Origin of the sequence: Lacrimispora indolis DSM 755 (assembly GCF_000526995.1) — a bacterium.
In the GTDB taxonomy this organism is placed as follows: domain Bacteria; phylum Bacillota; class Clostridia; order Lachnospirales; family Lachnospiraceae; genus Lacrimispora; species Lacrimispora indolis.
Window position 1 is genome coordinate 3,493,158 of record NZ_AZUI01000001.1, and the last position, 15,352, is coordinate 3,508,509.

17 protein-coding genes are annotated in these 15,352 nt (G+C 44.1%); 12 read left to right on the plus strand and 5 right to left on the minus strand.

Going from position 1 to position 15,352, the window contains the following annotated elements:
* The first annotated feature begins 197 nt into the window (after nt 1–197).
* Together K401_RS0116780 and K401_RS0116785 are read left to right on the plus strand one after the other, a co-directional pair.
* Complete coding sequence (locus K401_RS0116780) at nt 198–1,109, plus strand: helix-turn-helix transcriptional regulator (protein ID WP_024294032.1); 912 nt, start codon at nt 198–200, stop codon at nt 1,107–1,109.
* Nucleotides 1,110–1,181: 72 nt separating this feature from the next.
* Nucleotides 1,182–2,030: a prenyltransferase/squalene oxidase repeat-containing protein gene (locus tag K401_RS0116785; RefSeq protein WP_024294033.1), complete on the plus strand. Its 849-nt coding sequence runs from the start codon at nt 1,182–1,184 to the stop codon at nt 2,028–2,030.
* Between the two features lie 86 nt (nt 2,031–2,116).
* Here K401_RS0116785 and K401_RS0116790 read toward each other — a convergent pair whose 3' ends face one another.
* The 5 genes from K401_RS0116790 to K401_RS0116810 all read right to left on the minus strand — a co-directional run bounded on the left by K401_RS0116790 (nt 2,117) and on the right by K401_RS0116810 (nt 6,902).
* Nucleotides 2,117–2,986 carry a helix-turn-helix domain-containing protein gene (locus K401_RS0116790; RefSeq protein ID WP_024294034.1) on the minus strand — a complete coding sequence of 290 codons (870 nt, stop codon included), beginning with the start codon at nt 2,984–2,986 and terminating at the stop codon, nt 2,117–2,119.
* 225 nt (nt 2,987–3,211) lie between these two features.
* Nucleotides 3,212–4,513 carry an MFS transporter gene (locus K401_RS0116795; protein ID WP_024294035.1) on the minus strand — a complete coding sequence of 434 codons (1,302 nt, stop codon included), beginning with the start codon at nt 4,511–4,513 and terminating at the stop codon, nt 3,212–3,214.
* A 260-nt stretch (nt 4,514–4,773) separates the two neighbouring features.
* Nucleotides 4,774–5,046, minus strand: a complete 273-nt coding sequence (locus K401_RS0116800; protein ID WP_024294036.1) for a helix-turn-helix domain-containing protein — start codon at nt 5,044–5,046, stop codon at nt 4,774–4,776.
* A gap of 34 nt (nt 5,047–5,080) precedes the next feature.
* Nucleotides 5,081–5,500 (minus strand): flavodoxin family protein, encoded by a 420-nt coding sequence (locus K401_RS0116805; protein WP_024294037.1) that lies wholly within the window; start codon nt 5,498–5,500, stop codon nt 5,081–5,083.
* 313 nt (nt 5,501–5,813) lie between these two features.
* Complete coding sequence (locus K401_RS0116810) at nt 5,814–6,902, minus strand: radical SAM protein (RefSeq protein WP_051464048.1); 1,089 nt, start codon at nt 6,900–6,902, stop codon at nt 5,814–5,816.
* Between the two features lie 179 nt (nt 6,903–7,081).
* On the opposite strand from K401_RS0116810, the gene K401_RS0116815 reads away from it, so the two are divergent.
* The 10 genes from K401_RS0116815 to K401_RS0116855 all read left to right on the plus strand — a co-directional run bounded on the left by K401_RS0116815 (nt 7,082) and on the right by K401_RS0116855 (nt 15,073).
* Nucleotides 7,082–7,474: a winged helix-turn-helix transcriptional regulator gene (locus tag K401_RS0116815; protein WP_024294039.1), complete on the plus strand. Its 393-nt coding sequence runs from the start codon at nt 7,082–7,084 to the stop codon at nt 7,472–7,474.
* Between the two features lie 174 nt (nt 7,475–7,648).
* Nucleotides 7,649–8,209: a PadR family transcriptional regulator gene (locus K401_RS0116820; protein WP_024294040.1), complete on the plus strand. Its 561-nt coding sequence runs from the start codon at nt 7,649–7,651 to the stop codon at nt 8,207–8,209.
* Nucleotides 8,206–9,792, plus strand: coding sequence for an NAD(P)H-dependent oxidoreductase (locus K401_RS0116825; protein ID WP_024294041.1), 1,587 nt, complete (start codon nt 8,206–8,208; stop codon nt 9,790–9,792). The genes K401_RS0116820 and K401_RS0116825 overlap by 4 nt, the downstream gene beginning before the upstream one ends.
* A gap of 184 nt (nt 9,793–9,976) precedes the next feature.
* Nucleotides 9,977–10,480 carry a GNAT family N-acetyltransferase gene (locus tag K401_RS0116830; RefSeq protein ID WP_024294042.1) on the plus strand — a complete coding sequence of 168 codons (504 nt, stop codon included), beginning with the start codon at nt 9,977–9,979 and terminating at the stop codon, nt 10,478–10,480.
* Nucleotides 10,481–10,511: 31 nt separating this feature from the next.
* A complete protein-coding gene (locus K401_RS0116835) occupies nt 10,512–10,955 on the plus strand; it encodes a hypothetical protein (protein ID WP_024294043.1) in 444 nt (147 codons plus the stop codon).
* A 52-nt stretch (nt 10,956–11,007) separates the two neighbouring features.
* A complete protein-coding gene (locus K401_RS0116840; RefSeq protein WP_051152860.1) occupies nt 11,008–11,526 on the plus strand; it encodes a GyrI-like domain-containing protein in 519 nt (172 codons plus the stop codon).
* A 116-nt stretch (nt 11,527–11,642) separates the two neighbouring features.
* Nucleotides 11,643–11,747: a hypothetical protein gene (locus tag K401_RS33630; protein WP_242837805.1), complete on the plus strand. Its 105-nt coding sequence runs from the start codon at nt 11,643–11,645 to the stop codon at nt 11,745–11,747.
* A gap of 192 nt (nt 11,748–11,939) precedes the next feature.
* Entirely contained in the window at nt 11,940–12,299 is a 360-nt protein-coding gene (locus tag K401_RS0116845) for an ArsR/SmtB family transcription factor (RefSeq protein WP_024294045.1), read from the plus strand.
* 66 nt (nt 12,300–12,365) lie between these two features.
* Complete coding sequence (locus K401_RS0116850) at nt 12,366–14,489, plus strand: heavy metal translocating P-type ATPase (protein WP_024294046.1); 2,124 nt, start codon at nt 12,366–12,368, stop codon at nt 14,487–14,489.
* Nucleotides 14,489–15,073 (plus strand): methyltransferase family protein, encoded by a 585-nt coding sequence (locus K401_RS0116855; protein ID WP_051464050.1) that lies wholly within the window; start codon nt 14,489–14,491, stop codon nt 15,071–15,073. Before K401_RS0116850 ends, K401_RS0116855 begins: the two co-directional genes overlap by 1 nt.
* The last annotated feature ends 279 nt before the right edge of the window (nt 15,074–15,352 follow it).

Here is a 15,352-nt window from a genome sequence, read left to right on the forward strand (position 1 = left end):
TATTTCTCATTCAGATGGCCCGGGTTTTAATTAAAGAATAAATTATATATGTTGTTTTAGAAGATTTGCTCCCGCAAATCTTCTTTTTTTGATCTGAACTTCAGATCTGGGACTATGGTTTAAAGATTTTGATGAAAAGGTATGTAAACTTGACATGAAATGTCTTGTTTATTTATAATATACTGGAGGTGAAAAGCATGAAAAGCAATCGTATGTTTGGGATATTGTGTATTCTTTTAGAAAAAGAAAAGGTTACGGCAAAGGAATTAGCGGATTACTTTGAAGTATCTGTCCGTACCATCCATCGTGATTTATTAGACATATCAAGTGCGGGATTTCCTGTGGTTTCCCGGCAGGGGATTGGTGGTGGAGTGTCCTTGCTGCCGGATTTTAAATACAGCAAAACCGCGCTTAATAAGGAGGACATGAGTGCAATTCTTGCAGGGATACAGGGATTGGCAAGTATTGATGACAGTGCAAAGATAAAAACTCTGCTTGCAAAACTGCGTTTCAGCCATGAGGATAAAATGCTGTTGGAACATGACATCATCATTGACTTTACATCATGGAACCATAACAGCACCATCACGGAGAAAATCAGGACGATCCGGACAGCCATTGCAGGTCATCGCCTCCTTGAAATGGAATACTACGGAGGAAGTGGTTATCACCCCAGGGTCATTGAACCTTATAAACTGATTTTTAAACAGGAAAACTGGTATCTTTTCGGATATTGTAAATACAAGGAAGATTTCCGCATATTCAAGGTAAACAGGATGACAAGCTTACATCTAAGCGAAGAAACCTTTGACGAACGGGAGGATTATACCATTCCGCCCCTGAAAAGCGATTTTTCAAATGACGGGGGAATGGCTGTCACCGTCAGAATGGACAAATCTCTGGAGTTTCTTGCCGTTGATTTTTTTGGAACAGAGAACATCCGGAAGGAAAACAACGATATATTTGTTTCTTTTCAAACGGAACGCCCTGATTGGGTCGTCAGCACATTTGCTGGCTTTGGGAGCAGGGCGGAAATCATTTCGCCGGATACTTTGCGTGATGAGATGAAAATATTTTTGAGAGAAGCACAAAAACAGTACGAAACATGACACACTGTTGTCTTATTTTGGCTTTATAATTGGGGATACAGGATGTGCATTAATTTTATGGAGGGATATAAGATGGCGGTGGAAAAGCAATATTTAGCTGATGTTGAAGTGGTTTTATCACACAGGCATGACAATGGGGCTGATCTTTGGGCAACTGCTGACAAACGATTGTTAAAAGGCTCCCCGTTTTCAACATTTGACAGTGTTCTTTATCTGCTGGAGCTGGGAATGTCCCCTGACGAACCGGTTTTAAAGGATTGTGCTGATTTGATTTTCAGCACGTGGCTGAAGGACGGGCGTTTTAAAATATATCCCAAAGGCGGCATTTATCCGTGTCAAACGGCGATTGCGGCCAACGTGCTCTGCCACATGGGATATGCCTTTGACAACAGAATGGAAAAGACATTTCAGCATTTTTTAGATACCCAGTATTCTGACGGCGGCTGGCGCTGCAATAAATTTTCCTTTGGCCATGGGCCGGAAACAGAGTATTCCAATCCCATGCCTACCCTGAATATTCTCAACGCATTTCGTTTCAGCGGATATCTGAATAAGGAACCGGCACTTGATAAGGCGGTGGATTTTTTGCTTGAACACTGGCTGATCAGGAAGCCCATCGGTCCCTGCCATTATGGAATGGGGACCCTGTTCATGCAGGTAGAATATCCATTCCGCAATTATAACCTGTTTCAATATGTCTATGTTTTATCCTTTTATGGCCGGGCAAGGAAGGACAGCCGCTTTTTGGAAGCACTGGAAGCCTTGAAGTCAAAAACCGTTGACGGTCAGATCCTTGTGGAACGGGTGGTACCCAAATTAGGAAAGCTTTTGTTCTGTAAAAAGGGGAAACCCAGTGGGTTAGCCACAAAACGATATAATGAAATTTTAGAGAATTTAGAAAAGGGGAGGGTAGGAACATGAAAAAAAGAAATCCTTGTATTTGTTTCAGAAGATTATGCTGACTGGGAAACTGGAAGGGCAGCCTGTTATGGCTGCCCTGTACGGAATTACTGAATCGGCAAAAGCTCAATATAACCTCTTGGTCCTATGGGTTCCAGTTGGATACGGGGATTTGTTTTATCCCATTTTGCATTTATGACAGCAGGATCATATTTCTTTATGGCATACTGTACTTCCTCAATAGCCTCACAATAATCCTCTTCAGCAAAAGGCTCCCCCTTAAACATCAGGTATTTTGCCGCAGGCAGTTGGATTACATCAAATCCCTGGGGAATAACTCCGTCATAGGTGGTGGGCACTTCGACGCCCTGCACATACTGAGAGGTGCCGGGGCTGATGTGATTTGCTGTCAGCCACATACACACAGGCTCACCGCTGATGGACCTGATACTTTGCAGCAGTCCCCAAACATCGCAGCCGACTTCTTCGCAATAAGCAAAATAGTCTGAGGCCTTTACCCCTCTTTTGATCAGAACCTTTCGATCCGGTTTTTCAATTACTTGTACAAACACATTTTTTACTGTTTTCATGGCTTTCTCCTTTCTGACCGTTCGATATTTGACTCCATAAGGCGTGAAAAGATAAAGAGGAACAGGGCTTTTAGCGTATTCCTTAGGGTTATATCCAAACTCGCGGAAAAATGCCCGCTGATAGCCGTCCACGCTGCCAAAACCAAGGTCTAAGGCAACATCAATGACTTTGCAGTCCTCATCCCGAAGCTTAATGGCAGATTTAGAGAGCCTGAGCCGTCTGATGTAGTCGGCCGGCGTCATGTTGGTGTGCTGCACAAACAGCCGGTAGGAATACCAGGGAGAGAAAAACGATACCTCTGATAAGTCGGCAAGAGTAATGCTGTCTGAAATGCGAACCTCTATATAATCCTGCATTCGCTGAACCGCTTCAATTTGTTCCTTCATTCCTTCACCTCCTTGCAGATACTATCTTACATTCATCGAAGAAAACCCTCTCGACTATTTTTGCTGATCTATTTCCAGCTTACCATAGAAATCCATTCAAATCCACTGTTCTTACAGAAGGCATGTTCTTAATATCCTGAGCATGCAAAAACAGCACAGAAAGCAGTGAGAACTGCTCTGTGCTGTTTGATATCACGTATCATAATTCCCTGATGAAGGAATCCGCTATTCCTCCAATTTCCAGATGTGTTTGTCAGCCCGAAACGGCAGACAGGATAAAGCGCCAAAAACGCCGATTACGAAAAACAGCATGGCAGCGCCTGAACCTTTCCCGGTTCCAAACAGTGAGATCCACGGACTGCTTAAAGATTGTTGAGCAGCCATAAATGGCTCAAACACCCTGTCAACAAGAATTCCTCCCCACAAATACCCTAAGGGAATTGTGAAAAACTGCAGTGTATTCCTTGCAGAATAAACACGTCCCTGCATGTTGACCGGTATTTTTGAGCGGAAAAGCACATCCATGTTGGCATTCATAACAGGAATGAAGATCCACCCAAGGACTGATCCCAAACACCATATGGGCGTGTTCCGGCCAAATGCAAGAATAAAGTTCTCCGTACTCATGGAAAATAGCAGGCAGTTGCAGATGACATTGACTCTGCTTTTGGGCGGCGGCAGGATAGTGACCATAAGACTTCCAAACATGGTGGCAATTCCTGTAGCCGTGTTGACCATGCCAAGAGCAAATTCCCCCCCTCCTGTCCGTGAAAGCAGCATCGCCGGTAAAGCGGCGCTGAATATGGACGCAGTAAAGTTGATCACCGCCAGAAACAGAATCAAATCCAGAATTCCCCTGTTATCCGTTAGATATTGCAGACCGCTTTTTACGGACTGTAATATGGTTTCCTGCCTTGCAGTTGTCTGTTCCCTTATTTTCGGAATTTTAACAAAGCACAGAAGCCCGATGAATGCAACGAAAAATGTAGCCAGATCAAAAAAAATAACGAAATGGATACTTGTAAAGGAAAGGATCGCGGTAGCGAGTACAGGCGTCAGCACAGTGACCAGGGATTGGGAAAAGGAGCGCATTCCGCTTACCTTCTGATAATACTTTTTAGGTGTAAGCAGAGTTATGGAAACATCCGAAGCCGGCTGCTGGACGGTGTTCATCAATCCGTTGAATGTGTTCAGCAGGTATAAGTGCCAGACCTGAAGCTTGCCTGTAACCAGCAGAAGCAGTACCAAAACGGTACAAAGTGCTGCAAAGCTGTCGCTGGCAAGCATGGTCACCTTTTTGTTCCACCGGTCACTTAAAGCTCCGGCAAACATGCTCAGCAATACGTAAGGCGCATAAGAGCAGACCATTAAAAGCGCTGTGGCAAGGGCCGAACCCTGCTGCTGATAAGACCAGATTACCACTGCAAAATTCGTCATAGCGCTGCCCAGCGACGAAAGGGACTGCGTGATCCATAAAATCAGGAAGGACCGAAGTTCTCCCATATTTGTTTTTAAATTTTTTATCATGACTTTGCTCCTCTTTCATAAATTTCATAAAATTCAATGAAAGTGCAAAGCCCAACGGACGAATTTGATCCGCTCCGTGCAGTTTCGTCCGCTTCAGACCTTGCACGGAGCTGTGCCAATACATAACTTCATTTTTATTGTCCCTCAACAATTTTGTTTCTGAATAAAAACAAATGGCTTAAACGTGTATTGTATATGATTTTACTACAGTTAAAATAGAAAAACAACCGCACAAAGCCAAATTTGGAAGATATGAAGCATTATGCGGTCTCAGCTTCCGGTTTCGTCTTTTTATGAACAGCCAGGAACAGCGTAGGGCTGACCGCTGCTGCGGAGAAGCCGATCACCCACCGGAACGAGAAGCCGTATGCATGTGCAAGAGCATGAAGATCGGAACCGGCATGGCCAGCCGCTTTTCCGGCCCGGCTTCGGGTGAGCAGCATGCCGATGCCTGAACGGACCGGATCAAAACGTCTGGTCAGAATGTAGATTGCTTCCATATAATCTTTTTCTGAATGGCTTAGCTTCAACATGGCGGATACCTTCTTTCAAACCTGCTGTTCGGAATTATTTTATTGCTTCTAATGCAGTTCGTGCAAAGGCTGCCGCCTTTTTTAAATCATCACCATCAGGATGGCCCTTGTGAACAGCGGAAAACTCTCCGCGGCAATGAAAGCTGCGGCTGGACACGGGGATGCCCTTATTTCCTATAAGCTTTTCTATTTCTCGGTCCGGCTCCTTTTTCAGGGCTGATGTGCCAAACACAGCAACGCTTTTCACCATGGCCGGGTCAAGCTGCTCGATAAATTGTTTCAGATTTTTGTCTATGCCTCCCCAATATACGGAACCGCCTAAAAACAGTAAATCAACCGGTTCAGTAAGGGGCGCAGAGCAGTTTTTTGCTTCAACGCCTGCCGCATTGGCAATTGCGTCAGCCACTTTTTTTGTATTGCCTCCACGGGTAAAGTAACGTACAGCAGTATTCATGTATAAACCTCCTTAATTATAATATTTTTCAGTTTATCGATTTCCCTATACATCAGTGCCAAGCAATGACTTTGCATGCAATCCAATCATAAAGGAGACACCATAGCCATCAGACGGTTTCCATGTTCATCTTCTTCCTGAACAATACCATATGCTTCGGGAAATTCCTTTTCAATTGCCTGAAACTCTCTTACTCCAAAGTTTTCACCTTTCTCAAGGAACTTAATCGTAAATGTGTCACCTAAAATCCGGCTTATGCTTTTGCCCAGGCTGATTTCCCAAACGGTTTCCTCCTTTCCTAAATAAACAAAGTCTATAGGATCACCTGTTCAACCTCATCTTCGTATTGAAATAATCTACAGCCTCCTTTATGGTTCAAGGCTTCCGCCGCGCCTATTTCGCGCACCTTTTCAAAAAACGGTGATTGTAATACGGTCAAAAGCGACTGTTCTTTCAGATTCATTACCGAATAAGGGGAAAAGGGGCAAGGTTCGGTTCCTCCTGCGGCATTGATGTGAAAGAAGCCCCGTCCTGCGGCTAAGCACCCGCCCATTGCTTCCTCATCACCTGGGAAAGAGAGGAATATCATGCCCTTGTTTTTCTTATTTTCCCGCAGGCCGTCAATCCGTGCTGCAAGGATGTGCAAGTCATTTTCATTTAAAATCAAATGGTCTGTATTTTTTTCCACTGGGACGTATTCAACATAAAAAACAAGCCCGTACCCTTTTTCCCGCAAAGTCTCGGCAAAGTCCGATTCTGTTACATCATTATGATTTTCCGTTGTTACCGTTATGGAAGCCCCGAAAAGGATTCCCCGTTCTTTGAGGCGTTCAGCGGCTTGCTCAATTTTATTTGAGACACCCTTCCCCCGACGGGCATCCGTTTTTTCAGCGTCGCCCTCAAGGCTAAGCACCGGGATGAGATTGCGATGCTTATCAAAAAGGCTGAGATAATCTGCGTCAATCATGGTTCCGTTGGTAAATATAGGAAAAATGATATGTTCAAATTCCGCGGCCAATTGGATCACATCATGACGTAAAAGAGGTTCGCCACCGGCTATTAAAATAAAAGATATTCCAATGTCTGACGCTTCCTGAAATATTCGCCGCCAATCGCCGCCGGTCAACTGTTCCGGCTCCCGTCCGTCACCGCAGCTGCCGTTAGCCCATGCGTAACAACCTGAGCACCGCAGATTACAATCAGCTGCTATGCTGGCAATCAGAAAAGGAGGGATATGCGTGCCGTTCTGTTCATGCTGTGATCTTATCTTTGCACTTTTATGCAGATCAGATGCCATGTGCAGCATGAATGCCTGCCCCCGGCGATTGCCGAAATAAAACCGCCCGGCAGTATCAGAAATATTTTTTATTCCATTGTTCATGAAATGATTTAAGTTTAACATGGTACACATGCTCCTTTTCGATATTATTAAATTGCCGGCTTATGGAGATTACCGCTCAAAAAACTTGTGTTAAAATTTACCCTGTAATATAATTATATTATTAAATAAGTTTTTTTCAATAACGCAGTAAAAACTTACTAAGTAATAAAAAACATACTATTGGAATTGAGGGATATAATATGTGCGCCAAAAAACAGCAGGAAACCATGCAGTCAACCGAAGAATTGCTCTGTCCTATCCGCCATCTGATGAATATATTTAACGGCAAATGGAAGCTGCCCATCGTATGCATTCTTTCAAGCGAAACGCCTTTAAGGTATAGCACGATCAAAAGAAAATTAGGTGATATTACAAATGTGATGCTGGCACAGTCCTTAAAAGAACTGGAAGCAGCCGGAATCATTCACAGAGAGCAATATAACGAAGTGCCGCCGAGAGTGGAGTATACATTAACGGAAAAAGGAAAGAGTGTTCTGCCGATCCTTGTACAGCTCGCAGGATGGGCAATAGAAGATATGCAAAACGTAACATCTTGTGGTGTTTTGTGCACGAAATGCCAGGCAATGATTTGATTATAGGGGAAAAGCAACCGTTATGCGCGACGGTTGCTTTTTTTTGAGGCACGATAAATTTAAAATGCTTTGCCTAACTTATATTCATTTATCTTCTGCGGTAATTGGGGGTTGACAGTGATATTCCTTTTATTATATACTCAACAAATAGAATATAGAACAAGGAGGCTATTCATGTCGCTGAAACATGGTATGCTTGGGCTTTTAAACTATGGTCCTATGACCGGGTATGAACTGGATAAAGCATTTAAGGAATCCCTGTCATTTTTTTGGCAGGCACAAACCAGCCAGATATATAGGGAGCTTGACGCAATGGAGCAAAATGGCTGGCTGAGCAGTGAGTATGTCATTCAAAAAGATAAACCAAATAAAAGAGTCTATTCCATAACAGATACGGGGAAAAAAGAACTTAATAATTGGCTTTTATCACCCCAATCAGATATTGCCGCCACAATGCGCATAAAAAATGCATTTCTCATGCGTATGTTTTTTGCCGGAGAAATGGGAGACGCACAGGCATTGACCATGCTTCGTGCGTACCGGGAATCATGCTTAAAGTATGGTTTGGAGTTTAGCACGGTACCCGAGTCAATTGCCCGGTATGGGGAGGTTGTAGATAATAAGGAGAGGACGAAGTATTGGAGTATCGTTGCCCTGTATGGAGAATTATCTTTTCAAGCAGGGCTTGAGTGGGTGGAAAAAGCGATTGCCATTTTGGAGGGGGAAGAAAAATGAACATACTCGTTATTAATGGTTCGCCAAAAGGCGAAAACAGCAATACGTTAAAGCTTACCCGGGCATTTTTAGAAGGTGCAGGCTGGGAGAAAGCGGAAATTCTGGATGTATGGAAAGCCCATGTAAAACCCTGCCTGGGCTGCTTTTCCTGTTGGGATAAAACGCCTGGAAAATGTGTTATAAACGATAAGATGATCGAAATTCTTCCTAAAATTGTTGGGGCTGATGTGATCATATGGTCTTTTCCATTGTATTATTTCAGCGTTCCCGGCAGCCTTAAAAATCTCATTGACCGGCAGCTGCCCCTCAACCAGCCGTTTATGGTAAAAGGGAGTGAAAGCGTGGGACATCCCTCCCGCTATGATTTGACGCAGCAGCATCATATTGTAATATCCACATGCGGATTCTGGACGGCCAAGGGCAATTATGACGGCGTTGCTGCAATGTTTGACCATTTCTGCGGTCCGGAAAAGTACACGGCCATTTTTTGTGGTCAGGGAGAATTGTTTCGTGTTCCGGAATTAAGAGGCAGGACAGACGCTTATTTGGAAGGTGTCCGGAAAGCGGGGGCAGAATATGTGGGCGGAGGAATCGGAGAGGAGACAATGGCAGAGCTTTCCGGGCCCTTATATCCACGAGCTGTGTTTGAAAAGATGGCGGACGCCTCCTGGGGCGTCAGTGCGGATTTCCAACAGCCTCTGGAAGAAAGCTTAAGTTTTACCAAACAGATGGCTGCTTTGTACATACCTGACGGCATAGAACGGGTTTTGGAGTTTTATTACACCGATATTGATAAAACCTATCAGATATTACTTACCCCAAGTGGCTCAGAAGTTATTTCTGAAAACTTCAGGCCCTTTACAACGAAAATTGAGACACCGTTTTCTGTCTGGCGTTCCATTGCCAGAGGGGAGATCAGCGGGCAGGAGGCCATGTTTAAACGGCAGTACAGGGTTTTGGGTGATTTTGAACTGATGCTTAAATGGGATAAGTTGTTTGGCTCTTCGGCGCGTCCTAAAGCGGCGGTTGAAACCCAATGCCGCAAAACAAATATGTCTGTTCTCCTGGCGCCGTGGCTCGTCATTTGGATAACCGTTGCGATCAATGGGGTGGCAGGCGGTATAGCAGGTGTCCTGGCCGCAGCGGCTCTGCCTTTGCTCTGGCTCATTTTTCAGCCTGTTTTGTTTGAGCAGATCACCGTGCCTGTTGTTGTTGCACTGTCACTTTCCCTTTTGCTGGGGGCCGACCCGCGGGTCATCCTGCCCATAAGCTACGGCGCTTTTGGGTTCATGTGGCTTGTGGGTGCGTTTACTAAAAAACCCCTGACCTCCTATTACAGTGCAAACAGCTACGGCAATGAAAAAGCATTTGACAATCCGCTGTTTATGCGGACGAACCGGATATTGACCGCTGCCTGGGGGGTTTTATATCTCATAACAACGATTTGGACATATTTACTTATGGGAACGAGCTTATCTCCCTATACAGGCCTCATTAATTCAGTCTGTCCTGCGCTTATGGGTGTGTTTACTCTGTGGTTTCAAAAATGGTATCCGGCGTATTGGGCCGGCAGGCAGGGATAAGCTGAGGAAAAAAGATCATATGATAGCGAATTTTTGCGTATGTCTTTATAGACTTTGGTTTGTATGGTAGAATAAATGCAGTGTAAAAAGGAATTAAGTATACATTTTTCATTCAATTAGTTAACCGAATTGTGTAACAAAGCGGATTGGGAATATTCGCTTAACTGGGAAGGGAGAACAGTACATGGAATGTAACATCCGCTGCTGGAGGCCGGAGGATGCATCCGACCTTGCGCAAGCATTAAATAACAAAAAAATTCTTGATAATTTAAGAGATGGATTGCCTTATCCCTATCGGACAGAAGATGCAAAAGAGTTTATTACAGCTATGCTTAATGCCGATAAGAAAACAACTTATGCATTTGCCATTACAGTGGAAGATATGGCGGTTGGCAGCATTGGCGTATTTCGTAAAGACAATATTCATTCAAAAACTGCGGAGATGGGATATTATATTTCGGAAAAGTACTGGGGAAAAGGAATTGGAACAAGTGCTGTAAAACAGGTCTGCAAATATATTCTTGAAAATACAGATATTATTCGTATTTTTGCCCAGCCCTTTTCCTATAATACGGCGTCTTGCCGCATACTGGAAAAAGCGGGATTTGAATATGAGGGTACTTTGAGAAAAAATGCAGTAAAAAACGGTGTGGTTCTGGACATGAAAATGTATTCAATCGTCAGGTAGAATGGTTTATTTTAATCGGAGGTATGAGAGAATGGTAATAGATGATAGAATTAAATACCTTTATGAGAAAGATACAAAGGATTCATATGTAATCTTACGGGAATTAGAGGAGCTTTCTGAGCAGGAAAATATTCTCGTCCCTTATTTGGATGAATTTTTATCCATGTTAAAGAGTGACAGGTATGTTGTCCGGGTGAGGGGATTCCGGCTGCTGTGTAAACAGGCAAAATGGGATGAACACAATAAAATCAACGAAGTGATTGAAGATATATTAGCCTCTGTATATGATGAAAAACCAACGGCAGTGAGACAGGCGTTACAGTATCTGCACTATATTGTTCCATATAAAAAAGAGCTGAACAGCCGGATCAAAGAAGCCGTACTTTCCATGGATTGTTCACAATTTAAAGATACTATGCGTCCATTGATAGAAAAGGACATTAAAAACCTTGTGGAGTTAATTGAAATGCAATAGATATATCCGCCTATCCTTTACTAATATCCGCCTGACAGGAGAAAAACAGATTATGGCTGAAATGACGAGAATCGAGTATGCAGAATATGATGAACGTATGGTTGTAGGAATGATGAAGAGAACCACCTTTGAAAAAGCCGGCCAGGAATGCTGGGGAGCTGCTTTTCAAAATGGAACATTTGACAAACTGAAGGAAATCGATGAATGGGTATGTCCGGACCAGGATCCGTATATTGGTCTTGGGCATATGAGCAAATTTGAAGGACAAAATAATTTTCAATATATCATTGGAAAATTTGTAAAAACAGCTGCATCCGTACCGGATGGCCTCTACAGTGAGAACATTCCGGCCGGCACCGTTGCAAGAATATGGATCGAGTCGGATACCCTGGATAATATTATTGCGTGTGCCTACATGCTTTGTAAGGAAGCCATTGAAAAGACCGGATATGAAATTGACTTCCGGCATTTTTATTGGTGTGATATCTATACTTATAAACGATATTGTGAACCGCAGGAAAAAGGCGAAAGAATAACACTGGATTACATTTTGCCTGTTATTAAGAAATAGTCTTTTTTAGATATAATTCCATAAAAAACACCTGACACAGTGCCAAAGAAATATTTGAAGAAATTCCTTTCGGAGTAGATCATACCTTTAAGGTACTTAAAAATGCCGAAGATATCATGGATGGAGAACACGTAAGCAGTAAGGAAAGGGAATTGATCTCAATAGCTGCAATTCTCCATGATATTGGCGGGGGAGAGGCAAAACGAAATTTGATTCCATAGATGGTGTTTATCAAGAAAAGGAAGGCCCGGCCGTTGGAAGGGAGATATTAGTCTATAAAAATGCCGTTGTACTTACCGGAATAAGACGTTTTTATATTTGTCATATATCCTGAAATCAGCGGTTGACAAATTGAATCAGCCGGCATATAATGATAATAGTTGAATGAATGCTCAACTATTAGGAGGTATAGAATGAAAAAGGATACGAATTTCACCTGCGATTGTGATGCCATACATGAAGATGTAATTCACATGGTGAAAAGTGCCATGCCCGATGGCAAAGATTTTCGGGATTTATCTGATCTGTATAAAATGTTCTCAGATAACACCCGTATTAAAATTTTATGGGCTTTATCCTGCCATGAGATGTGCGTTTGTGATCTTGCCGTGCTTTTGAATATGACGAAGTCCGCAATTTCTCATCATCTTAAATCCCTCCGGTTGACAAATCTGGTGTGTTTTGAAAAAAGAGGCAGGGAAGTATATTATTCACTTGCCGATGACCACGTAAAAGACATATTTGAAAAAGGGTTTGAACATATCCATGAATAACAAGCTCTTTTTTTACTCAAAAAGTTGAATGATTGCTCAACTATTAAATGAATGGAGGGATGATTTATGAAAAAAGAATACACACTAAAGGGATTGGACTGTGCAAACTGTGCAGCCAAAATTGAAACTGCGGTGAAGAGGCTGGAAGGCGTGGCCGATGCCTCCGTCACTTTGATGACTGCCACGTTAAAAGTGGAGTTTACAGATGAACATGCAGACATGCTGCAAAGGATCCGTGAAACAGCAGAGCGGTTGGAACCGGGCATTGTTGTGACAGAAAAAGAGAAGAGACACAGCACGGGCGGCGGACACGGCCATGATCACGATCATGACCACGACCATGACGGGAACGGAATAACAGCGCTTATAATCGGTGCTGCCATCTTTGTCGCAGGGATGGTTTTGCAGTATGCCTTCCGCATCAACAGTTATGTATTGCTTGCTGTCTTTGTAACAGGATACATTATTTTAGGCGGTGAAATTGTATTGAAAGCGTTTAAGAATATTTTGCGGGGACAGATATTCGACGAAAATTTCCTTATGACCATAGCTACCATCGGCGCATTTCTGATCGGGGATGCTGCTGAGGCGGTGGGAGTCATGCTGTTTTTTCAGATCGGTGAATACGTTCAAGGCCTTGCTGTACGGCGTTCCAAAGAATCCATCACTGATCTGATGGATATCCGCCCGGATTTCGCCAATGTCAGACGGAACGGCGATGTGATCAAGGTATCGCCTGAAACAGTTTTATCCGGGGACATTATCGTTGTAAAGCCTGGCGAGAAGATTCCCCTTGACGGCATTGTCGTCGAAGGCGAAGCCATGCTGGATACAAAGGCGCTTACAGGGGAATCGGTTCCCCGCAAGGCAAAGGTATCTGACGAAGTGCTGTCCGGCTGTATCAATCAAAATGGCGTGCTGACCATTCAGGTAACAAAAACATTTGGACAGTCTACAGTGGCAAGGATCATTGATCTCGTGGAGAATGCATCCAGCAACAAAGCACCCACTGAGAATTTTATGACCACATTTTCACGTTACTATACACCGGTGGTGGTCGCTTTGGCGGCACTCATTGCGGTTATTCCGCCTCTGTTCTTTTACGGTGCCTGGGGTGACTGGGTTCATCGCGGGCTGATTTTCCTCGTCATATCCTGCCCCTGTGCTCTGGTTGTCTCTATTCCTCTTGGTTTCTTCGGAGGCATCGGGGGCGCATCCAAACGCGGCGTTCTGGTCAAGGGCAGCAACTATTTAGAAGTATTGGGGAATTTGGAAATCGTTGTGTTTGATAAAACAGGAACATTGACCAAAGGTGTGTTCAAGGTCACAAAACTGCTTCCTGCAGACGGGTTTACAGGCCAACAGCTTTTAGAGCTTGCCGCAAACGCTGAGGCATTTTCCAATCACCCCATTGGCCTTTCCATTACGAAGGAATACGGGAAGCAGATCGATAAAAAGCGCCTTACAGACTATAATGAAATATCCGGGCACGGCATCCGTGTTTGTATGGATGAAAGAGTTATTCTTGCGGGCAATCACAGGCTGATGAACTCAAATGGTATTTCCTTTGAAGAATCGGCTGAAATAGGAACAAAGGTCTATGTTGCAGTTGATAATGTGTACGCCGGGTGTGTGGTGATTTCCGACGAAATAAAAGAGGACAGCAGGGCTGCCATTGCCGCGTTAAAATCCCGTGGCATCCGCAAAACAATTATGCTCACAGGCGATGATCCCCAAATTGCTGAGGCAATCTCAAAAGAACTTGCTTTGGATGAGGTTTACGGCGGATTGCTGCCTGAGGGCAAGGTGGAAAAGGTGGAAATGCTGGAAAGCCGCAAACAAGGAAAAGGCAAGCTGGCTTTTGTGGGCGATGGGATCAATGATGCCCCGGTACTGGCCCGGGCAGATGTGGGTATTGCAATGGGCGGGCTCGGTTCTGATGCAGCGATTGAAGCCGCAGATGTTGTGCTCATGACGGATGAACCTTCCAAACTTGCCGATGCGATTGATATTGCAAGGTTTACAAAGCGCATTGTGTGGCAGAACATTGTTTTTGCCCTTGGAATCAAGGGAATTTTTCTTCTCCTTGGAGCAGCTGGTGTTGCAGGCATGTGGGAGGCTGTGTTTGCTGACGTAGGTGTTACACTGTTAGCTGTCTTAAATGCCACGCGGGTGATAAGGAGGAAGTGATGAGTATGATTCAGCGGATTGCATTATCACTGCTCTGCCTGTTTTACGCTGTTTATTTGATTAAAATGATGCTGCTCCGGCGTCACGGTATCTCCGGGAACCTCCTTGGCAAAGGAGATAAGCCGGCAAAGGCGAGAGTGATTGAACTGCTTTTAAGAGCAGCAACAGGGACCGGTGCTGTGGTGCAGTTTGCCAGTGTGCTTTTCCCCAGACACTTACCTGCTTTGCCGGCAGGGCCGCCTCTTTCCATTATGGGATTGATTATTATGGCTTTAGGCTGCACTTTCTTTTTGCCGGCAATCACTGTGATGAAGAATAACTGGCGTGCCGGATTCAGCAGCAATCAGAACACAAGCCTTGTGACATGGGGCATCTATCGTTTTAGCCGCAATCCGGCTTTTGTAGGGTTTGATCTGATCTATATCGGCTGTGTTCTGGCCTGCCCCAACTGGATCAATATCTTAGCATCTGTTTTGGCGGTTGTCTTATTCCACGTTCAGATTATTGGTGAAGAAAGATATCTGGCAGGTGCTTTTGGAGAGGAGTATCTACGTTACCGGACAAAGGTCAGGCGGTACCTGTAGAAATATATGCCGTGGTTTGACAGCGACCGCTTATGCTTCAGGAGGGTGTCTTAAAAGCCGTTTCGTATGGCTTTGAGGCACCCTCCTATTGTGTTTGAACAAGCGATAAAACATTCAGGTAAAAGCAGTTGGTTCAATAAAAACACTGCACAACGAGATTGCAGTGACAGGAAAAAATTCCGGAGAAGTTTTTACTCAGGCCAGAAAGCCAGATGGCCGATTGGATAAAACCCGCCACTTGTCTGATAAAGCGTACGAACAGGTAAGCAGTGAAAATCG